At 68.0% G+C, this 20,519-nt stretch carries 21 protein-coding genes; 12 read left to right on the plus strand and 9 right to left on the minus strand.

Going from position 1 to position 20,519, the window contains the following annotated elements; genetic code table 11:
- Positions 1–13: 13 nt before the first annotated feature.
- The 5 genes from ACFQGD_RS26415 to ACFQGD_RS26435 all read right to left on the minus strand — a co-directional run bounded on the left by ACFQGD_RS26415 (position 14) and on the right by ACFQGD_RS26435 (position 4,688).
- Entirely contained in the window at positions 14–1,528 is a 1,515-nt protein-coding gene (locus ACFQGD_RS26415; RefSeq protein ID WP_345404996.1) for a PTS fructose transporter subunit IIC, read from the minus strand.
- Positions 1,525–1,971: a PTS sugar transporter subunit IIA gene (locus tag ACFQGD_RS26420; RefSeq protein ID WP_345404999.1), complete on the minus strand. Its 447-nt coding sequence runs from the start codon at positions 1,969–1,971 to the stop codon at positions 1,525–1,527. Before ACFQGD_RS26420 ends, ACFQGD_RS26415 begins: the two co-directional genes overlap by 4 nt.
- A 13-nt stretch (positions 1,972–1,984) precedes the next feature.
- Positions 1,985–2,929, minus strand: a complete 945-nt coding sequence (gene pfkB, locus ACFQGD_RS26425) for a 1-phosphofructokinase (protein ID WP_345405002.1) — start codon at positions 2,927–2,929, stop codon at positions 1,985–1,987.
- Entirely contained in the window at positions 2,926–3,687 is a 762-nt protein-coding gene (locus tag ACFQGD_RS26430) for a DeoR/GlpR family DNA-binding transcription regulator (protein ID WP_345405005.1), read from the minus strand. The genes pfkB and ACFQGD_RS26430 overlap by 4 nt, the downstream gene beginning before the upstream one ends.
- Before the next feature lie 152 nt (positions 3,688–3,839).
- The gene (locus ACFQGD_RS26435; protein WP_345405008.1) at positions 3,840–4,688 is read right to left on the minus strand and encodes an SDR family oxidoreductase; all 849 of its coding nucleotides are present in this window, start codon (positions 4,686–4,688) and stop codon (positions 3,840–3,842) included.
- Positions 4,689–4,786: 98 nt separating this feature from the next.
- Here ACFQGD_RS26435 and ACFQGD_RS26440 point away from each other — a divergent pair, with 98 nt between their 5' ends.
- The 4 genes from ACFQGD_RS26440 to ACFQGD_RS26455 all read left to right on the plus strand — a co-directional run bounded on the left by ACFQGD_RS26440 (position 4,787) and on the right by ACFQGD_RS26455 (position 9,735).
- Complete coding sequence (locus ACFQGD_RS26440) at positions 4,787–5,164, plus strand: winged helix-turn-helix transcriptional regulator (RefSeq protein WP_345405011.1); 378 nt, start codon at positions 4,787–4,789, stop codon at positions 5,162–5,164.
- Positions 5,165–5,245: 81 nt separating this feature from the next.
- Complete coding sequence (locus ACFQGD_RS26445; protein ID WP_345405015.1) at positions 5,246–6,994, plus strand: AMP-dependent synthetase/ligase; 1,749 nt, start codon at positions 5,246–5,248, stop codon at positions 6,992–6,994.
- Positions 6,995–7,010: 16 nt separating this feature from the next.
- The gene (locus ACFQGD_RS26450) at positions 7,011–8,153 is read left to right on the plus strand and encodes an acyl-CoA dehydrogenase family protein (protein ID WP_345405018.1); all 1,143 of its coding nucleotides are present in this window, start codon (positions 7,011–7,013) and stop codon (positions 8,151–8,153) included.
- Between the two features lie 109 nt (positions 8,154–8,262).
- Positions 8,263–9,735: a PhoX family protein gene (locus ACFQGD_RS26455; RefSeq protein WP_345405021.1), complete on the plus strand. Its 1,473-nt coding sequence runs from the start codon at positions 8,263–8,265 to the stop codon at positions 9,733–9,735.
- A 42-nt stretch (positions 9,736–9,777) separates the two neighbouring features.
- On the opposite strand, the gene ACFQGD_RS26460 is transcribed toward ACFQGD_RS26455, so the two are convergent.
- Positions 9,778–10,254 (minus strand): (2Fe-2S)-binding protein, encoded by a 477-nt coding sequence (locus tag ACFQGD_RS26460; RefSeq protein WP_345405024.1) that lies wholly within the window; start codon positions 10,252–10,254, stop codon positions 9,778–9,780.
- Between the two features lie 9 nt (positions 10,255–10,263).
- Entirely contained in the window at positions 10,264–12,621 is a 2,358-nt protein-coding gene (locus ACFQGD_RS26465; protein WP_345405027.1) for a xanthine dehydrogenase family protein molybdopterin-binding subunit, read from the minus strand.
- Between the two features lie 223 nt (positions 12,622–12,844).
- Between ACFQGD_RS26465 and ACFQGD_RS26470 the strand changes: the two genes are divergently transcribed.
- The 3 genes from ACFQGD_RS26470 (at position 12,845) to ACFQGD_RS26480 (ending at position 15,073) form a co-directional block, all read left to right on the plus strand.
- Positions 12,845–13,087, plus strand: coding sequence for a type II toxin-antitoxin system VapB family antitoxin (locus ACFQGD_RS26470; RefSeq protein ID WP_345405030.1), 243 nt, complete (start codon positions 12,845–12,847; stop codon positions 13,085–13,087).
- Complete coding sequence (locus tag ACFQGD_RS26475; RefSeq protein WP_345405033.1) at positions 13,084–13,518, plus strand: type II toxin-antitoxin system VapC family toxin; 435 nt, start codon at positions 13,084–13,086, stop codon at positions 13,516–13,518. The genes ACFQGD_RS26470 and ACFQGD_RS26475 overlap by 4 nt, the downstream gene beginning before the upstream one ends.
- A 148-nt stretch (positions 13,519–13,666) precedes the next feature.
- Positions 13,667–15,073 (plus strand): dihydrolipoyl dehydrogenase family protein, encoded by a 1,407-nt coding sequence (locus ACFQGD_RS26480; RefSeq protein ID WP_345405036.1) that lies wholly within the window; start codon positions 13,667–13,669, stop codon positions 15,071–15,073.
- Positions 15,074–15,142: 69 nt separating this feature from the next.
- Here ACFQGD_RS26480 and ACFQGD_RS26485 read toward each other — a convergent pair whose 3' ends face one another.
- Positions 15,143–15,802 carry a hypothetical protein gene (locus tag ACFQGD_RS26485; protein ID WP_345405039.1) on the minus strand — a complete coding sequence of 220 codons (660 nt, stop codon included), beginning with the start codon at positions 15,800–15,802 and terminating at the stop codon, positions 15,143–15,145.
- 187 nt (positions 15,803–15,989) lie between these two features.
- Here ACFQGD_RS26485 and ACFQGD_RS32020 point away from each other — a divergent pair, with 187 nt between their 5' ends.
- Both ACFQGD_RS32020 and ACFQGD_RS32025 read left to right on the plus strand, forming a co-directional pair.
- Entirely contained in the window at positions 15,990–16,220 is a 231-nt protein-coding gene (locus tag ACFQGD_RS32020) for a hypothetical protein (protein WP_465261641.1), read from the plus strand.
- 66 nt (positions 16,221–16,286) lie between these two features.
- A complete protein-coding gene (locus ACFQGD_RS32025) occupies positions 16,287–16,727 on the plus strand; it encodes a hypothetical protein (RefSeq protein ID WP_465261642.1) in 441 nt (146 codons plus the stop codon).
- 11 nt (positions 16,728–16,738) lie between these two features.
- Here the strand turns inward: ACFQGD_RS32025 and ACFQGD_RS26495 are convergent, their stop codons facing one another.
- Positions 16,739–17,407, minus strand: a complete 669-nt coding sequence (locus ACFQGD_RS26495; RefSeq protein WP_345405042.1) for a TetR/AcrR family transcriptional regulator — start codon at positions 17,405–17,407, stop codon at positions 16,739–16,741.
- A 105-nt stretch (positions 17,408–17,512) separates the two neighbouring features.
- Between ACFQGD_RS26495 and ACFQGD_RS26500 the strand changes: the two genes are divergently transcribed.
- The 3 genes from ACFQGD_RS26500 to ACFQGD_RS26510 all read left to right on the plus strand — a co-directional run bounded on the left by ACFQGD_RS26500 (position 17,513) and on the right by ACFQGD_RS26510 (position 20,505).
- Positions 17,513–17,992 carry a hypothetical protein gene (locus tag ACFQGD_RS26500; RefSeq protein WP_345405044.1) on the plus strand — a complete coding sequence of 160 codons (480 nt, stop codon included), beginning with the start codon at positions 17,513–17,515 and terminating at the stop codon, positions 17,990–17,992.
- An 11-nt stretch (positions 17,993–18,003) separates the two neighbouring features.
- Positions 18,004–19,506, plus strand: coding sequence for a carotenoid oxygenase family protein (locus tag ACFQGD_RS26505; protein ID WP_345405047.1), 1,503 nt, complete (start codon positions 18,004–18,006; stop codon positions 19,504–19,506).
- A gap of 183 nt (positions 19,507–19,689) precedes the next feature.
- Positions 19,690–20,505, plus strand: coding sequence for a thioesterase family protein (locus tag ACFQGD_RS26510; protein ID WP_345405245.1), 816 nt, complete (start codon positions 19,690–19,692; stop codon positions 20,503–20,505).
- Positions 20,506–20,519 lie beyond the last annotated feature (14 nt).

Genomic DNA, 20,519 nt, shown 5'->3' on the forward strand with positions numbered 1-20,519 from the left:
CTTTTCAGACTTCTCAGGCGGCGACGGCCTGCGGGGAGGTGGAGGGTTCGGCCCGCGCTGTCGGTTCGTCTGTCCCGCGGCGGACGTGCTTCGCCGCGACGACGACGCCGCAAGTCACGGCGGTACCGACGAGGATCGCCAGCAGGTAGCCGAACGGGTTGCCGATCAAGCCGATCACCCAGATGCCACCGTGCGGGGCCATCAGGGTAGAGCCGACCGCCATCGACGTCGCACCCGCGGCGGCGCCACCAGCCACAGTGGACGGGATGACGCGCAGCGGGTCGGCGGCGGCGAACGGGATCGCGCCCTCGGTGATAAACGACAGTCCGAGCAGCCACGCGGCCTCGCCCGCCTGGCGTTCTGGCTGCGTGAACAGCTTGCGGCGGATGACGGTGGCCAGCGCCAGCCCGAGCGGTGGCACCATCCCGGCTGCCATGACGGCGGCCATCACGGTGAGGTTGTCCGAGGCGAGCGCGGCGGTGCCGAACAGGTACGCGACCTTGTTGACCGGGCCGCCGAGGTCGAAGCCCATCATCGCGCCAAGCAGCGCACCAAGCAGGATCGCGTTGACGCCCGCCAGACCGCTGAGCCAGTCGGTCAGTCCGGACTGGACGGTCGCGATAGGACCGCCAACCACGACGAGCATCAGGAATCCGACCGCGAACACCGACAGCAGCGGGATCACGACGACCGGCATGATGCCCGCGACACCGCGGGGCACCTTGATCTGCTTGAGGCCCAGTGTGACCGCGCCCGCGAGCAGACCGGCGACCAGACCACCAAGAAAGCCCGCGCCGATGGCGACGGCGATCAGACCACCGACAACACCCGGCGCGATGCCCATCCGATCGGCCATGCCGAAGGCGATGAACCCGGCCAGGATCGGCACCAGCATGGAGAAGGCCTCGGCGCCGAGCTTGAACAGCACGCCCGCGAAGCCTGCCTCACTGAACAAGTTGGACAGTTCACTCACGCCGGGATACTCGGTGCCCTGGAATGTACCGCCGTTGACGATCGCGGCGATCTCCGCTCCGCCGAGCACGAAGGACAGTGCGATGAGGATGCCGCCCGCCGCGACGAACGGGATCATGTATGACACGCCTGTCATCAGCCACTGCCGCAGCTGCGAGCCGAAGCTCAGTGCGGCATTCTGGGTGCGCGCGGGCGTGGTGGTGGCGCTAGCCGCGGCCGACCCGGCCCTGGCGGCTCCGGCCGTCGGTGCGCTCTCCGCCGAGGACACCGCTTCAGCGATCAGCCCAGCCGCGTCGTTGATGGCGCGCTTCACACTGCCGGTGACGGTCGGCTTACCCGCGAAGCGTTCCTTGTCGCGGACGTCGACGTCCGCTGCGAACACCACGGCGTCCGCCTCGGCGATCTGCGCCTCGGTCAGCGGGGTGGCGCCAGCCGCGCCCTGGGTCTCCACGCTGATCTCGTGGCCCGCCGCTTCGGCGGCCTGTTCCAGTGCCTCCGCGGCCATGTAGGTGTGTGCGATGCCGGTGGGGCACGACGTGACTGCGACGAGTTTCATCGCCCCAGCACCTCCTTCTCGATGAGGGTGACGACGGCGTCGGCGTCCGGCGCTGTCCTGAGCGCGTTCTTGAAGCTGTCGTGGACGAGCCTGCGCGCGAGCGACGCGAGGATCGTCATGTGCTCGTCGCCGTTCGGCGCGGCGATGAGGAACACCAGGTCGGCGGGGCCGTCCGCGGCCCCGAAGTCGACGCCGCCCGCGCAGCGGCCGAAGGCAAGACTGGGCGCGGTGACATGTTCGGATCGGGCGTGCGGGATGCCGATGCCGCCTTCGATCCCGGTCGGCATCTGCTCCTCGCGGGCGCGGACGTCGCTGAGGAAGCCCTCGACGTCGGTGACGCGGCCCTGCTTGGCGAGTCGGTTGGCGAGTGCTGCGGTGGCCTGGTGGCGATCCTCACCGGTGAGGTCAAGGTCAACCAGATCCGCGGTGATCAGGTCAGACATGTGCTGCTCCGTACTACTTCGTAAGGACCCGGTCCGGGTCGATGGATCGCTGCACCTCGGCCGTGACGCGACCGAGGTCGTTCGGGGTTGGCATGCTGCTGCCCGGCAGGGTGACGGCGGCAGCGCCCCAGGTGACGGCGGTGCGCAGGGCGTGCTCGCCCGTGCCGCCCGCCGCCAGGAACCCTGCCAACGTCGCGTCACCAGCACCGACGGTGCTGACGACCGGTGCGTCGAGGCGCGCGGTGGCGTAGCGCGCGCCGGAGTCGTCGATGAGGATCGCGCCGTCCGCGCCGAGGCTGGCCAGCACCGCGCCCGCGCCCCGGTCCCGCAGCACCTGCGCGGCCTTAACGGCGTCGCCCAGCGTGCGGATCTCGGCGCCAGCGCATTCGGCCAGTTCCTCGGCATTGGGTTTGACCAGGTCAGGACCGGCGGCGAGGCAGGCGTCCAGAGCCGCGCCACTGGTGTCGATGGCGACCTGCGCGCCGAGCGCGTGCGCCCGTTCAGTCAGGCGCGCGTAGACGTCCACCGGCATCCCGGGCGGGAGCGAGCCGCAGCCAGCCACCCAGTCCGCCTCGCCGATGATCGCCTCGGTCGCGGCGTCCAGCACGGCGTCCACTTCGGACGTCGAAAGCCGGGGGCCTGGCTCGTTCAGCTTGGTGACGGTGCCGTCCGGCTCCGCGAGCGTGAGGTTACTGCGGATGCCGCCGGTCACCCGCACCTCGCGCAGCGGCACTCCGGTCTCGCGCAGCAGCGCGAGCAGTTCGAGTCCGGCGAACCCACCGCTGCACAGCACCGCGCGGGTCGGGCGGCCATGCGCGACGAGGGCGCGGGAGACGTTGACACCTTTGCCGCCAGCGTCGACCGACGTCGTCAGCGCGCGCTGCACCGCACCTCGGTGCAGCCGGTCGACCTCGACGGTGCGGTCGAGGCTCGGGTTCGCGGTCACGGTGACAATCACGCGCGCACCACCCTCGGCCCAGCGGCGGACAGCTCATCGGCGGCATCGGCGTCGAGTCCGGTGTCGGTAATGAGGACATCGACGTCGGCGAGTGAGCCGAACCGCGCGAGGCAGTCGTTGCCGACCTTGGTGTGGTCGGCGAGCACGACGACGCGGCGGGCGGCGGCGATCATGGCGCGCTTGACGGCGGCCTCGCCGGTGTCCGGAGTGGTCAGTCCACGATCGACGGACAGGCCGTTGGCGCCGATGAACGCGACGTCGACGAAGGTGTCGGCCAGCGCCCGCAGTGCCCAGTCGTCAACGGTCGCCATGGTGCGGCCCCTGATCTTGCCGCCGACCATGAGCACGGTCGTCATCGCATGGCCCGCCAGCGTGGTCGCGATCAGCGGGGCGTTGGTGACGACGGTCAACTCCCGGTCGCCGGGCATGATCTCGGCGAGCCGGGCGGTGGTGGTGCCCGCGTCGATCAGCACCGCGCCCTCGTCGGGTAGTTCGGCGAGCGCGGCCTTGCCGATGCGCTCCTTCTCGGTGGTCATGACGGCGTCGCGGGTGGCGACGCCCGGCTCGAAGCCGATCCGCTCCACCGGGATCGCGCCGCCGTGCACCTTGCGCACGACGCCTTGGCGCTCCAACGCGGTCAGGTCGCGTCGGATGGTCTCGGTGGTGACGTCGAAGTCGGCCGCCAGCGCCGTGACGTCGACCCGGCCCTGCGACCGGGCGCGTTCAGCGATCCGCTGCTGTCGCTCCTCCGCGAACATGTTGTTTCACCACCGTTTCGTGTTGGTTTACTTGGTTATACGTGGCAATGTGTGGCATGTCAAGGGTCACACTATGTTGATCTGGGTGGAAATACGACGAGGCGCGGCCACCACGTGGTGACCGCGCCTCGGGCGTTCAGGCGACGGGCGCCTCACCCCACCGCGGCCGCGACCGCCTCCGCCAACGTCGTTGGCGCACGTCCGAGCAGCGTGCGCAGGTCGTCGCTGGCCACCTCAAGGTCGCCGCGCGCGATACCAACGTCGGAGTCCGCGAGAACGGCGGCGAACTCCTCCGGCAGACCGGCCCCGGCCAGCAGCTTCGCGTACTCGTCGGCGGACAGGTCGCGGTACTCGACGTCCTTCCCGGTCGCACGGCTGACCTCGGCGGCCAACTCGGACATCGTGAACGCCTCGCCGCCCAGCTCGTAGACCTTCCCGGCGTGGCCGTCGCGGGTGAGCACGGCAGCGGCGGCCGCGGCGTAGTCCGCGCGGGTCGCCGCGTTCACCCGGCCGTCACCCGCGCTGCCGAACACCGCGCCGTGCTCGACGTATGTCGAGAGTTGGTCGGTGTAGTTCTCCAGGTACCAGCCGTTGCGCAACACCGTCACCGGCACCCGCGCGTCGTGCAGCAGCTTCTCGGTCTCCAGGTGTTCCTCGGCAAGGCGCAGGCCGGAGCGATCGGCGTTGGCGATGCTGGTGTAGACCAGCAGGTCGACGTGCTGCGCCGCCTCGATGACGTTGCGGTGCTGTTCGGTCCGGCGTCCCAATTCACTGCTCGACACCAGCAGTACCCGCTCCGCGTCGTGGAACGCCGCGCGCAGGCTGGCGGGGTCTTCGTAGTCGATCGCGCGGACGGCCACGCCGCGCTCAGCGAGGTCGGCGATCTTGGCGGTGTCCCGGCCAGCGGCGACGATCCGCTCGGCGGGCACGTTCGCGTCGAGCAGGGCCTCGACGACGAGACGGCCCAGGTGTCCAGTAGCTCCGGTGACGACAAGCGACATGGCAGTTCCTTTCGGTGTGAGGTCTTCACCCCTGCCAACCGCTGTGCCGCCGAATGACTTCCCTGTCCGCCGTACCCACTTTCAAGTAAGGTACTAGCATGGAAGTGAGTAACCAGGTCAACGGACTACGCACCCGCTATCCGGACGGCGTCTTCCCCGCGAAGTGCCCGAGCCGCGTCGTCCTGGATCACGTCACGAGCAAGTGGGGCGTGCTGATCCTGGTCGCGCTGTCCGAGGGGCCGCAGCGCTGGGGCGAGCTGCGACGTCGCGCCGAGGGCATCAGCGAGAAGATGCTGGCGCAGACATTGAAGACGCTGGAGCGGGACGGCTTCGTCGACCGCCACCCCGAGCCGGTGATCCCGCCGCGCGTGGACTACAGCCTCACCGAGCGCGGCCACGAGCTCGCCGCGCTGCTCCTCCCGCTTGTCTCGTGGGTCGCCGAGCACGCCGAGGAGATCGTGTCGGACGAACACTGACAACGCGCCTATTGACATAGTGCCAACAAGCGCCAATCATGGGAGCGCACGCTCGTCGTAGCCGACTCGACAGGAGCCCCCATGGTGAACGCGCGACCCGGCACGTTGGTTGAGGCCTTCCAGCGCACCGCGGGCCATAATCCGGATGCCGTCGCCGTGCGCACTCCTGGCGGCGGCACGACCATCACCTGGCGGCAGTACGTCGACGAGGTGCGGCGCATCGCCACCGGGCTGTCCGCGCTCGGCGTCCGCACGGGCGACACCGTCGCGATCATGCTCACCAACCGGCCCGAGTTTCACCTGGTCGACACCGGTGCGCTGCACGCGGGCGCGACGCCGTTCTCCATCTACAACACGCTCGCGCCCGAGCAGATCAACTACGTGCTGACCGACGCCGGGAGCCGCGTCGTGGTGTGTGAGCAGCAGTTCGTCGAGAAGCTCCGCAATGCCATCGTCGGCACCGCGGTTGAGTACGTCGTGTGTGTCGATGACACACCGGAAGGCACCATCGGGCTGGGTGCGCTTCCCACGGAAACGGCGTTCGACTTCGAAGCCACCTGGCGTTCGGTACAACCGGACGACGTGCTCACGATCATCTACACCTCGGGCACGACCGGCTCGCCGAAGGGCGTCGAACTGACCCACGCCAACATGATCGCGTCGGTGGACGCCACGCTCGACACGCTGCCGATCAACGTGAACGACCGAGTCGTGTCCTACCTGCCGGACGCGCACGTGGCCAACCGCTGGGGTGCGCATTACACGAGCATGGTGACCGGCATGCAGATCACCACGGTCGCCGATCCGAAGGAGATGCTGGGTGCGCTGACCGACGTCCGGCCGACGTTCTTCGGCGCGGTGCCGCAGATCTGGTACAAGCTCAAAGCCGCCATCGAGGCGAACCTCGCCGCCGAGGAAAACGAGACCAAGCGCAAGCTCGCGCACTGGGCATTGCACGCGGCACAGCGGAAAGCCCGGCTGTCCGCGAAAGGCAAGCCGGTCCCGCTGACGACGACCATGCAAGCAGCGCTGGCGGATCGGCTGGTGCTGTCCCGCGTGCGCACCGCACTCGGTCTCGACCAGATCCGCATCGCCGCGTCCGGCGCGGCGCCGATCGCACCGGAGGCGTTGGAGTTCGTGCTCGCGCTCGGCATTCCGGTGTGTGAGCTCTGGGGCATGTCGGAGACGTCGGGAGCGGCGACCATGAACCCGCCCGGCGGCATCCGGATCGGCACCGTCGGCCCGCCGGTCAAGGGCATGGAAGCCAAGCTCGCCGACGACGGCGAACTGCTGGTGCGCGGCCCCCTTGTGATGAGGGGCTACCGGAACAACCGGGAGAAGACGTCGGACACCATCGACGCGGACGGCTGGTTGCACACTGGCGACATCGCGACGATCGACAGCGACGGCTATGTGTCCATTGTGGATCGCAAGAAGGAACTGATCATCAACGCGGCTGGCAAGAACATGTCGCCTGCCAACATCGAGAACGCCGTGAAGGTGGCGAGCCCGCTGATCGGCTCGGTCGCCGCCATCGGCGACAACCGGCCCTACGTTGTCGCGCTGGTCACCCTCGACCCGGACGCGTGCGCCGCCTACGGCGACGCCGACCCGGCGACGTTGGCCGCCGATCCGGGCGTCAACGCGGCGGTAGCGGCCGCGGTCGAGACCGCCAACAGCACGCTCGCCAGGGTCGAGCAGATCAAGAAGTTCGCCATCCTGCCAGCGTTCTGGGAGCCGGGCAGCGCTGAGCTCACCCCGACGATGAAGCTCAAGCGCAAGCCCATTGAGCAGAAGTACGCGACCGAAATCGACGCCCTCTACACCTGACACCAGGGAGACGACCATGCCCGCCGTGTTCACCGACGAGCAGCGCGCGTTCGCCGCCGCAATCGACGAGCTGTGCCAGCGCGAGTGCGGCACTCGCGAGCAACGCGACGCGCTGACCGACCATGGGAAGGAGGCACACAACGCTGAGTTCTACGCCACGCTCGCGGAGCTGGGCTGGCTCGGCGTCGGTCTGCCAGAAGAGGACGGCGGATCCGGTGGCGGCATCACCGAGCAGTGCCTCCTCCTTGAGCGCACGGGCTACGGACTCGCGCCGATGGGCGGGTGGGTCACCACCGTCGTCGTCGCGGGTCCGTACCTGAAGTTCGGCACGGATGACCAGCGCAAACGAGCCGTCACGTCGATCGCGTCCGGCGGTGTGCACGCGATCTCCATGTCCGAGCCCGAGGCGGGGTCGGATGTCGGTGCGCTGAGTTGTCGCGCGGAACCGGTCGACGGCGGGTTCGTCGTCAACGGCCAGAAGACGTGGTGCTCCAACGCACACATCGCCGACAACATCCTGCTCGTCGCGCGCACTGACGCCACCGGCAAGAAGCATGATGGTCTGACTATGTTCGAGGTGCCCGCTGACGCCGACGGACTGTCCATCTCCCAGATCGACACGATGGGCAGCAACGAGGTCAACGACCTGTACTTCACCGACTGCTTTGTCCCGGTCGACGCCGTGATCGGCCAGGTGAACCAGGCGTGGCCGCAGCTGATGGCCGGTCTCAACGGCGAACGCCTCTACCTGGCGTCGGCGATGCTCGGCAGGGCGAAGCGGGCGTTCGACGATACCGTGGCCTACGTGAAGGAGCGGACCCAATTCGGCAGGCCGATCGGGTCGTTCCAGGCGTTGTCCCAGCGCATCGCCGACCTGGCGACCGAACTGGAGTGCGCGGAGTTGCTGGTGTACTCGGTCGCGGCCGCCGTGGACGCCAACCCGGAAAAGCTGCTGCCGCGCGAGGCGTCGATGGCGAAGCTGAAGGCGACCGAGACCGCCAAGAAGGTCGCCCTCGAAGGCATGCAGATGATGGGCGGCTACGGCTACGCGACCGAGTACGACATGGAGTCTCACCTGCGGGCGACCGTGGTGTCGACGGTCTACGGCGGCACCAGCGAGATCCAGCGCGACATCATCGCCACGACGTACGGACTGTAGCGGGCGAAACTCGCAATCGCGCTCCACCGAATCCGTAGGAATTTCGACTTATCGGGCGTACTCTCTTTCGCGCCACACAATGGCGTTGGCGGATGGAGAGGTGATCGAGATGGGCTCGATGGATCGACGTTCGGTGTTGCGCGGAGCGGCCGTCGCGGCAGGCGGGGCGGTATTGGGCGGACCGTTCGCCGGGTTCCTCGCACGCGAGGCCGCGGCGCAACCTCCGCACCGGGAATTACGCCCGGTTCCGGACCTGCGCGACGACACGGTCCGGCTGTGGCTGCCGGACGGCTTCACATATCGCTCGTTCCACGACAAGGACGGCCCGGCCATCACGCTGGACGACGGCACGTCGCTGCCCGGTCGCCACGACGGCATGGCCGCTTTCCCCGGGCGGAACGGCAACGTCTGGCTGGTGCGTAACCACGAGGTCAACGGCAACAGCCCGGGTGGCGCGTTCGGTCCTGGCGACCCGTACGACGGCGCGGCGCTCGGCGGGACGACGTCGGTACTGGTGACGCCGTTCGGCGAGGTCATCGAGGCACACACCAGCCTCAACGGCACGATGATGAACTGCTCCGGCGGACCGATGCCGTGGGGCAGTTGGATCACGTGCGAGGAAACGATCAACGGTCCTGACGTCGGGCCGGACTTCACCGGCACTCCCAACGTTGATCTGGAGCAGCCGCACGGGTTTATCTTCGAGGTACCGGCGGGCGGGCAGTCCGACAGGACACCGATCCGCAAGGCGGGCCGATTCGCGCACGAGGCCGTCGCGTTCGACCCCCATGACGGCATCCTCTACCTGACCGAGGACAACTTCGCCTATCCGTCCGGGTTCTACCGCTACATCCCGCCGGAGCACCCGATGGACGCGGGGCGGCTGCTCGACGGCGGCAGGCTCCAGATGCTCGCGGTGACGGGCACGCCGAACGCCGACCTGGCGAAGTCGCAGCGCAAGCACGCGCGCTTCGACGTTACCTGGGTGGACATCGACGACCCTGACCCCGATTTCCCGTACACGCCCGGCGAGCCCGCACCGACCAGCAACAACGAGGCGATCACCTACGTCGGCGACCAGGGCAGGGCGCGGGGCGCGGCGTGGTTCTCCCGGCTGGAGGGCTGCGTCTACGACCACGGGATGGTGTACTTCTGCTCCACCCAGGGCGGTGGGGATTCAGAGGGCGGCCCCGAACCGTCCGGCGACGGCTACGGCAACGGCCGCGGCCAGATCTGGGCGTACAACACCCATGCCGGGACACTGACGATGCTCTACGAGTCGCCGGGTGAGGACACGCTCGACTTCCCGGACAACGTCACGACGTCCGCGCGCGGCACGCTCGTGCTCTGCGAGGACGGCGGTGGGGACAACTACCTGCGCGGGCTGAACCGGGGCGGGCAGATCTTCGACATCGCGCTCAACCGGCTGCGCGGGAACGAGCCGCCGCACGAGCCGCGCTTCGGCGAGGAGTTCGCGGGCACGACGTTCAGCCCAGATGGGCACACGCTCTACGTCAACGTCCAGTCGTCCGACGGCATTACGTTCGCCATCTGGGGGCCGTGGCACCGGATCCGGGTGTAGGTACGCGCCGTGGCGGGCGGGAGCGCCCGCCCGCCACCCGGCTCACATTTTCTTCGCGCCCTCTTTAATCGCCTCGCGGATGCGGGCGTAGGTGCCGCAGCGGCAGATGTTGCGGATCTCGTCGATGTCGGCGTCGCTGATCTCGTGGCCTTCCTCGCGGGCCTGCCGCACTTTGGCGACGGCGGCCATGATCTGCCCGGGCTGGCAGTAGCCGCACTGGGCGACATCGCGCGCCAGCCAGGCCTCCTGCATCGGGTGCAAGTCCGCGCCGACGGTGTCCGGCAGCCCCTCGATCGTGGTGATCTCGTCGCCACCCTTGATGTCGCCGACCCGCACCGAGCACGGGTTGAACGCCTTGCCGTTGATGTGGCTCGTGCACGCCTTGCAGACATTGATGCCGCAGCCGTACTTCGGGCCGTTGATGCCGAGGACGTCGCGCAGCACCCAGAGCAGCCGTACGTCGGACTCGATCTTCACGTGGACGCGCTCGCCGTTGACGATGAAAGTGTGTGTACGCACGAATGCTCCTTAGTACGCGAACTGAAGGCCGTTGGTCGGTGACGGCGGCAGCGGCGGCACGGTCGGCTTCGGAGTGAAGCTGAGCGTGTCGTGGTTGATGGGGAAGGTCGTCGGCACGGTGCCGGTCGCGCGGGCGTAGGCACACGCGACGGCGGCCATCGCCGACGGGACGCCGAGCTCGCCAGCGCCGCCCGGCTCGCCGGTGGTCGGCGGCATCACGATGACCCTGGTCTCGAACGGGGCGTTCCAGTGCCGGGTGTAGAAGTAGTCGTCCCAACTGCCTTCCAGCAGCACGCCGTCGCGTAGGTGCAAACTGGACGTCAGCGCCTGCGCGATACCGTCCATGATGCCACCCTGCATCTGGGCTTCCAGCCCACGGGGATTGATCGCCAGTCCGGCATCGACCGCCATGACGACCCTGGTCACGCGTGGACCCGTCACGGCACCGCGGATCTCGCGATTGACAGTCTCATCGCGACAGTCGATTTCGACCAGACATGCGGTAGCACCTTTGTATTCCTTGTGGACAGTGATCGCCTGGGCCGTCTTGGGCGCCATCTCTCGACCCCAGTCGCCTTCCTTGGCGACAGTGTCCAGCACCGCGCGCAACCGGTCGTCATCGATGAACTCGCGCCGGAACTCGTACGGGTCCTTGCCCATTCTCGCGGCGAGCCGATCGACGATCAGCTCCTGCGCGGTGCGGACGTCGGGGTTGACCAAGTTGCGCACGCTGCCGGTCGGGAACGTGTCGTAGGTGTAGATCTCATCGAGGGAGTGCGACACGTTGCCGAAGTGGTACGGCACGTTGACCGTCGCGTTGAACACCGGCTTGGCGTAGCCCTCCTCGTTGGCCATGCCCATCGACGGCACAGTGCCGACCTTCGCGGAGATGATCTCGCCGAAGCCCTGGGTGTAGTCGGTGGCGACGCTGGTGTGCAGCTGCTCGAAGGTGAGCACGTTGTTGCCGGAGAAGCTGGCGCGGATACGCGACGTGCACATCGGGTGCGTGCGGCCCTGGCGGCACTCGTCGGTGCGATGCCACATCAGCTTCACCGGCCGGCCCATCTTCCGCGACGCCTCAGTAGCTTCGAGGACGACGTCGTTGAACATGCGTCGCCCGAACGCGCCGCCCGCCTGCTCGACGTGCACGGTCACCGCGTCCAGTGGCAGTCCGAGCTGCTCGGCGACCTGTTCCTTGCACAGGATCGGCGCCTGCAACGGTGCCCAGATCTCGGCGCGGTCGGGTCGGACGTCGGCGACGGCGGTGTTGGGCTCCAGCGCGGCGTTGTTGCGGAAGTGGAAGACGAAGTCGCCCTCGACGACCTCGCCGGTGTGGAGCGGAGAGAAGTCCGTCTCGGCTTCCCTGAGCTTGGCGAGCACCGTGTCGTCCGACTCGGTGTCGACAGTGCCGGGATTCCAGGTGACGTCGAGCGCGTTGACGGCGTCGATGCACTGGCCGAACGTCTTCGCGCGCACGGCGATGCCGGTGGCGATCTGGACAACGTGGGTGACGCCGGGCATCTGCCGCACGTCGTCGGCGTTCGCCACCGCCCGCGGCGTGCCCTTGATCGTCGGCGGGCGGCAGATCATCGTCGGTAGCGCGTCAGGCACGGCGCGGTCCATGGCGAATGTCTTGCGCCCCGTGACGGCGTCCAGCGCGTCGATCCGGTTGCGCGGCGTGCCTATGACGCTGAACTCGGACGCGTCCTTGAGCGTGACGTCGACTTCCCTTGTCCGCTGGCTCGCGGCGCGCACGGCCAACTCGCCGTAGCCGGTGGCGCGGCCGTCTGGCGCGTAGACGACGCCAGCGCGCACGGTGAGGCGGTCGACCGTGACGCCGAACCGGACCGCGGCGGCGCCCAGCAACCGCTCGCGCGCGATCGCGGCGGCTGTCCGAATCGGCTCGTACATGGCGATCGTCGTGTTGGACGCCCCCGTGAACTGGTTGAACAGCAGCTCGGGACGCGCGTCGGCCAATGTCACGTTGATCTTGTCGAGGGGGAGGTCCAGTTCCTCGGCGATCAGCATCGCCGCCATCGTGGTGATGCCCTGGCCGCTTTCGGCACGCGGCATGTCGAACGACGCCGTGCCGTCGGAGTTGATCACGACGGCGATTAGATTGGACGTCGGTTTCGCGGCCAGCGTCAGGAGGTCGTTGAGATCGTAGATCTCCTGCTGTTCCGGGGGTGACGGGATGACGGCGTTCGCCGCGCGCGGCGTTGTGGCGGACTCGCCGAGCTGCGCGGCGACGGCCAAAGTCGGCGCCGCGACCAGGTACCCGAGGAACCGGCGACGGCCGACGTTCCGGCCGGGATCTTGAGGTGCGTTGTCCGAGCCTGGTTCCTCGGACGAACCACGGTGTTCCATCGACTGTCCTCTCGAACGACCCGGGCAGGCCCCCCGGGCTGGGTGATCGACTTCCACGATCGGGATGCGAATGCGATAACGACTCAGGTCCCGCCGAGATGACGATCTTGGCCAAGACAGCGGCTCATCTTGCGCTTGTGAGACGTATCCACACCCCCGTTCGGAGTAGGAATGGCCCCGGCGAACGGTATGGCTATATGGCTTTGGTGATATAGTTGGCCATATGAAGACCACCGTGAACCTCTCGGACGAGTTGCTGCGCCAAGCGCAGGAGCTCGCTCGACGTGAGCAGACCACGTTGAAAGAGCTGATCGAAACCGGTCTACGCACGGTGGTCGCACAGCGCACCAGTGGCACGAACTTCGTCCTCCCGGACGCCAGCGTCGACGGAAACGGCTTGCAGCCCGAGTTCCGGGGTGCTCATTGGGACCAGGTGCGCGACGCTATCTACTCTCAGCAGGCATGATCGCCGTCGATACAAACATCTTGGTGTACGCGCACCGGCGTGACTGCGAGTTCCATGAACGCGCCGGGCGGTGCATCAAACAACTCGCGGAGGGGCAAGTCGCATGGGCCATCCCGTGGCCATGCGTGCACGAGTTCTACGCGATCGCCACGCATCCGAAGATCTATGATCCGCCCAGCACACCAGAGCAGGCACTTGAGCAGATCGAGGCCTGGCTAGGCGCACCAACGCTTTTCATGCTTGGCGAGTCCGGTGGTTATTGGGGCGAGCTGAAGCCACTACTCGCGAAGGCGAAAGTCGCGGGTCCAATGGTGCACGATGCGCGAATCGCCGCGCTGTGTCTGACGCACGGTGTGCACGAGTTGTGGTCAGCTGACCGCGATTTCGGCCGATTCAACGACCTTCGGGTGCACAACCCATTGATTGACTGATCGTGTCAGGCTGCCCCGCTGAGCTGATCATCCCCGTATGGGTGATTCGTTGCCCGGAATGCCGGGTACCAACTGGATGTTGTCCCAGTTGACGGCGCTCGCGACAGACGCACCGCGCGGCGAGGCCCACGCTTGATCGGAGGACGCCATGGCGGACCAGCGGCAGTACGACGTGATCGTGATCGGCGGCGGCTCGACCGGCGAGAACGCGGCGGGCTACGCCAGGGAGAACGGGCTGACCGCCGTGGTCGTCGAAAGCGAGCTCATCGGAGGCGAGTGCTCCTACTGGGCGTGCATGCCAAGCAAGGCGCTGCTGCGCCCCGGTGAGGTACTGGAAGCCGCGCGACGCGTCCCCGCGGCCGCCCCCGCCGTCACCGGTTCGGTCGACGTCGACAAGGCGCTGCGCAGCAGGGACAAGTTCGCCAGCGACTGGAACGACGAGGGCCAGGCGCAGTGGCTGGCCAGTGTGGACGTCGACGTCGTGCGTGGCACGGGGCGTCTCACCGGTGAGCGCACCGTCGAGGTCGACACCGGCGACGGCGAGTCGGTCATGCTAACCGCGCGGAAAGCCGTCGTCGTCGCCACCGGATCGAGTGCCGCCGTGCCACCTATCGAGGGCATGCGGGACATCGCCACCTGGGACAACCGCGACGTCACCGCCGCGAAGCAGATCCCTCGACGACTGCTCATCCTGGGCGGCGGGGTCATCGGCGTCGAGATGGCGCAGGCGTTCCGCAGGCTTGGCGCCGAAGAGGTCACCATCATCGAGATGACCGACCGGCTGCTGGCCAACGAGGAGCCGTTCGTCGGCGAAGAACTCGCGCAGGCGTTCGAGAACGAGGGCATCCGGGTGCTCACCGGAGCCAAGGCGACCAGCGCCGCGCGGGAGTCGGCCGACGCGCCGGTGACGATCACCCTGGACGACGGGCGCGAGCTCGTCGGAGACGAGATCGTGGTCGCGGTCGGCCGCAAACCGCGCACCGACGACATCGGGCTCGACACCATCGGCCTGGAGCCTGGGCGCTATCTCGACGTCGACGACCACCTGCGCGTCAAGGGCATTGACAGCGGCTGGCTGTACGCGGCGGGCGACGTCAACGGCAGGGCGCTGCTCACTCACCAGGGTAAGTACCAGGCGCGGCTGGTCGGCGACATCATCGCTGGCCGCGACGTCCAGGCGTGGGCAGACAGCCGCGCAGTGCCGAGGGTCGTGTTCACCGACCCGCAGATCGCCGCCGTCGGCAAGACCGAACAACAGGCACGCGACGCGGGTATCGACGTGCGCACCGTGCGACATGACATCGGCAGCATCGCGGCGGGCGCGCTGCATGGCAAGGGCATCAGCGGTACCACGCAACTCGTGATCGACCAGTCACGCCGCATCATCGTGGGCGCGACGTTCGTCGGGCCCGGTGCCGGCGAGGTACTACACGCCGCCACGATCGCGATCGTCGGCGAGGTGCCGATGGACACACTGTGGCACGCCGTCCCGGCCTTCCCCACGCTTAGCGAGGTGTGGCTTCGGCTACTGGAGGCCGACCGCGGCCTCGGTTAAACGGCGCACGACGGGCCGGAGCCCCTACTGGCTCCGGCCCATTGTCGTAACGGTTGGTGAGGCGACGCCTCAGCCACCGGCACCTGGCATCTGCGGAGCCTGCGGCAGCTCTGGCTGCGAACCGAACAGGTCGAGGTACATGCCGCCCGCGATACCGAGGCCGATCACGCCGAGCAGCGCACCACCCAGCGCGACGGCCTTCACCCAGCCCTTGGTGTCCGCGTTGTTCGCGTGCACCGCGACCAGCGCGCCACCAACGACGACGGCGAGCAGCGCGAACACGCCGTTAACGATGGCGACGGTGTCCCACGGCGCGCCGTAGGCGATCTCGACCTGGTCGCCACCGCCACCAGAGCGAAGGTCGATCTGCCCAATGATCTCCTTGCGGAAACGCAGCATGTCGCCGAGCGAACTGCCGGTGAGCGACACCAGTCCCAGCCCCGCGCTCACGATGGCGACCGCGCCCGCGGCGAAGCCACCACTGGACTTGCCGGTCTCGCCCGCCCGCGCGGCGACAGGAACCTGACCCTCGGCGTCGGTGGCTGGTTCGTCGCCGCTGACGGGCGCGTCGGCGTTGTTGTCCACATCGGTATCGGCTGGCGCCTCGGACCGAGGGGCGCTTGCCGTCTCCGTCGCGGGGTCCGTCGCCGAGTCGGCCTGGTTCGTCGCCTGCTCGGACTCGGTCGCGGCGTCGTCCGACGGGGTGGAGGTCCTACTGTCTGAAGTCATCGCACCGACCCTAGACCCGACCAGCTAAGAACCCCGTGAAGGCGCGGCGCTCTGTCGGATGACGACCGAGTTTTACGCGCATCGTGTCAACTGTCAGGACGGCGACACTCTCCGCGCAGGTGCGAGGTTGCGTCCGCGCCGTCGCCGCACGCATGCTGGACGTCGAGTCGATCATGGGAGGGACTCGGTGGACGCGGACGACGCGCTGACCTCGGAGCGGTACAACTACCCACATTTCGACGACTACATCGCGGCAGGCGGCGAACTGGCCGACGAGGCGAGGTTCCGCGAGTCTTTCCGCATCGGCACTCACGCCACTACCTTCCCGCTGCACCGGCTCAACGACGGCGAGCGAATCGACCTCGCGGCGCTGTGGACGTCGAAACCGCTGGTGATGGAGTTCGGCTCGTTCACTTGACCGTACTGCTCAGCGGAGGGTCCTCTGCTTGACGACGCGGCCGAGCGGCATCCCGAGGCCGAGTGGGTGTTCGTCTACACCAACGAAGCTCACCCCGGTGAGCACGTGCCGCACCACGACACCTGGGAGCGCAAGCTCGCCAACGCGCGTCTGCTGCGTGACGAGATCGGTATTCGACGGCCGATCCTGGTCGACGACCTGACCGGCACCGTGCACAGGGCGTTCGGCGGGATGCCGAACATGACGTGGGTGTTCGACAGGGGCGGGCTCGTCATCTACAAGGCGAACTGGACGAGCGCCGCCAACGTCGAAGGCTTCCTTGAGCGCTACCGCGCGGGCCGCGAATCCGGCTCACAGCGGGTCGCGATGTCGCGGTACGAGACCGAACAGATCGAGTTTCGTCGCGCTGACCCAGCGAGGTTCCAGCGTGCCCTGGAACGCAACGGCCCCCGCGCCGTGACGGAGTTCGACAACGCCCGTGCCATCTGGGAGCGCCGCGGGCAGTAAGTCGACGTCCGCTATACGGCGTCGAGTGCCCTGGCCAGCGACGCCTCGACGTCCGCGCGGTCATCACCGAGCCCAACGAGCAAGTTGATGATCAGCGGCTGCAGGGTGCGCACCAGCCCGTGTCCCTCGTGGCCGAACACGCCCGCGATCTCCAACAGAACGTAGCCGTGGGTGGCACTCCAGATCTGTCCCGCCACGGCGACCGGATCCTCGGCCACGATCCGGCCCGACTCCGCCGCGCGCGTCACCGCGTCCACAAGGTGGTTGAACGCGCTGATGCCCTCGCTGACCGATGTCGGGCTGCCCTCCGTGGTGAGGTCGCGTTCCTTGGCCCGCCGCGTGCCCGGTGTCGTCAGCCCGAACATCAGCCGGTAGAGCTGCGGGTTCTCCAGCGCGAACTGGCGGTACGCGATACCGAGGGCGAGGAGGTCGGCGATGGTGTCGTCACTACGTTCGACGCACGCGAGTTGAGCGTCGAACCGTGCGAAACCCTCCCGGGTGACTTCATCGAGCAGTTGCGGCATGCCGCCGAAATGGGTGTAGACGGCCATGGTGGACGCGCCGATCTCAGCGGCGAGCGGGCGCGCCTGCAGCGACTCCGGCCCGCTGGCCTCCAGCTTCTCGACGGCGGCCGCGAGCAGACGGTCACGCACGCCGCCCTGCCGCGTTGCCTCACTCACGACGTCCATCCTGCCATAACGCAGTTATCGAATCGTGCCGCACCCCGTTGACGTCTGCCGATAACGCTGTTATACCTGTACATAACGTTGTTATAGGAGGACGTCATGCAGGCTCCGGCGCACCGCTATTCGGCAGGCATCGCCACACACGACATTTCCACCACCATCGACTCGCTCACCCGTGACGTATCGCTGCACTCACCGGTACTGGCGTCGTACCGGTTCCGTGGCGCCGACGACGTCGCGGCAGTGCTGACCGCCGCCGCCGAGGTCGTCAGCGACCCGGAGGTGGTAGCGGACTTCGGCACCAGCGACCGGCGTCTGGTGAACGTGCGCGCCACGGTCGACGGACGCCCCATCGAGATCACGCACCTGCTGCGGCTAGACGACGCGGATCGAGTCAGCGAGATCCGGGTGTACGTCCGACCGCTTCCCGGCCTTGCCGCACTGCTCGCGGGCCTCGGACCACGCCTCGCTGGCAGACACTCCCGCATGCGCGCGGTATTCGCTCGCGTATCCATGCGCCCGATCGCCTTTCTCGCACCGCTGTACGACCGCGTGGCCACCCGACTGGTCACCCGATGAATGGAGCCGCCATGAACCCGTACCTCGCAGCCAACTTCGCCCCCATCAGCACCGAGCACACCGTCGCCGACCTGCCGGTCACCGGCACGATTCCGGAGCACCTCGACGGCAGGTACCTGCGCAACGGTCCGAACCCGATCGGCGAGATCGACCCGCGCACCTACAACTGGTTCCTCGGCGACGGGATGGTGCACGGCATCCGCATCCGCGACGGCAAGGCGGAGTGGTACCGCAACCGCTGGGTCCGCAACCGCCCCGTCGCTGACACGCTCGGCGAGCGGCGCCGCGGCCGGACCACGACCGGCATGGACCTGGCCACCAACACCAACGTCATCGGCCATGCCGGAAAGACGTTCGCGCTGGTTGAAGGTGGCGCACCGGTGTTCGAGCTGACCGACGATCTGGAGAGCGTCGGGCCTTGTGACTTCGACGGCACGCTACCTGGCGCCTACACCGCGCACCCGCAGCGCGATCCGCTCACCGGCGAGTTGCACGCGGTGTCGTACTACTTCGGCTGGGGCAACCGCGTGCAGTACACCGTGCTGGACCGCGACGCGCGGGTGCGACGCGCGGTCGACATCGAGGTCTCCGGCAGTCCGATGATGCACAACTTCTCGCTGACCGAGAACCATGTGCTGCTCTACGACTTGCCGGTCACCTTCGACACTGGCATCGCGGCGACGACGTCGGTGCCCCGGTTCCTGCGTGGCGCCGCCCGACTCACGCTGTCGGCACTGATCGGCAACGTGCGCATCCCCGATCCGATGGCGGCCGCCGCATCACGGCGACTGCGACCCAATGCGCCGCTGCCGTACAGCTGGAACCCGCGCTATCCGGCGCGTATCGGGGTGCTTCCCCGCGATGGCCGGTCACGCGACGTCCGGTGGTTCGACGTCGATCCGTGCTACGTCTTCCACCCGGTCAACGCCTACGAGGACGGCAACACCATCGTCGTCGAGGTGCCGCGCTACGACCGCGTCTTCGACCAGGACCGACACGGGCCGGGCGACGCGCCGCCGCTGCTCGAGCGGTGGGAGATCGACCTCGCCGCGGGCAAGGTCCGCACAGAGCGCATCGACGACATCATGCAGGAGTTCCCACGCATCGACGAACGGCTGCTCGGCCACCGTCATCGCTACGCCTACACCAGTGCGGCGCGAGAGGAAGGCTGGTTCGACAGCGTCGTCAAGCACGACGTCGAACAGTCGACGTCCACAGTGCACACGTTCGGGGAAGGCACCGAGGTCGGCGAGTTCGTCTTCGTCCCTGCCGCGGCCGATGCCGCCGAGGACGAGGGTGTGCTGATGGGGTTCGTGTACGACAAGGCGTCCGACCGCAGCGACCTGACGCTGCTCGACGCGGCGACACTGGAGCACGTGGCGAGCATTCACCTGCCGACACGGGTACCCGCCGGATTCCATGGCAACTGGGTGCCCACGGCTGGGTCACTCCCGGCTGGTCAACGCGAAGCCCACGCCGGACGGCGCGTCGGTGATCATCATCGACCCGAGTGAGGAGTTCCGGTCATCGGTTGTGATCACTTTACCGAGGCGGACCACCGGCAACCCGGTCTTCGCGCTGTGCGATATCTCAACGGGTGTTCGCTGACCGAGCCCTCGCCGCATAAGCTCGGCAACGATGTCGCTGAGCGTTCGAGATGTGTCTCGCGCCAGCTACTGTGACCAGGCGTGCGGACCATGATCCCGGCGAAAGCGAGGCAGACCGTGTCAGACCAGGACGCCGAGGCCTTCTACCTCCCCCGCGGCGAGAGCGTGTTCCTGTCCACCCGGCACACCGCGGGACCGTGGACGACGGAGGCGCAGCACCTCGGCCCGCCGTCGGCGTTGCTGGTGCGCGCGCTGGAACAGATCGACGCTGATCGGGAGACGCAGCTCGCGCGGGTGACCGTCGAGATCCTCGGTCCGGTGCCGATTGATGAGCTCACCGTGCGAGCCGAGCTGGTCCGGCCCGGCCGCTCGGTGGAACTGCTGAACGCCGAGATGTCCGCGGGTGGCAGGGTCGTCGCGACGGCGTCCGGCTGGCGCATCGCGAAGGCCGACTCGACGCCGGTCGAGGCCGGGCAGGCCGACCCGCTGCCGACATGGGACGGGATCGAGCCGATGGGCAGGCCGGAAGGCTGGTGCCCCGGCTACATCGACGCGATGGAATGGCGTCCGGTGCATGGTGGCCTGCACGTACCCGGCCCGTCGACCGCGTGGGTGCGGCAGCGCATACCGCTGGTCGACGGCGAGAAGCCGTCCGGCATGCAGCGGCTGTTCACGGTCGCCGACTCCGGCAACGGGTTGTCGAACCGGCTGAACCCATCGCGGTGGTGGTTCATCAATACCGACCTGACCGTGCACATCCAGCGCGAACCGGTCGGCGAGTGGATCGGACTGGACGCGAACACGACCATCGGACCGTCCGGTATCGGCACGGCGTCGAGCGTGCTGCACGACGCCGACGGTCAGGTGGCGATCGGCGCGCAGGCGTTGATGGTGCGGCCGCGCTGACGGCCGCCCGTCCG

Origin of the sequence: Haloechinothrix salitolerans (assembly GCF_042662605.1) — a bacterium.
GTDB classification, from domain to species: Bacteria; Actinomycetota; Actinomycetes; order Mycobacteriales; family Pseudonocardiaceae; genus Haloechinothrix_A; species Haloechinothrix_A salitolerans.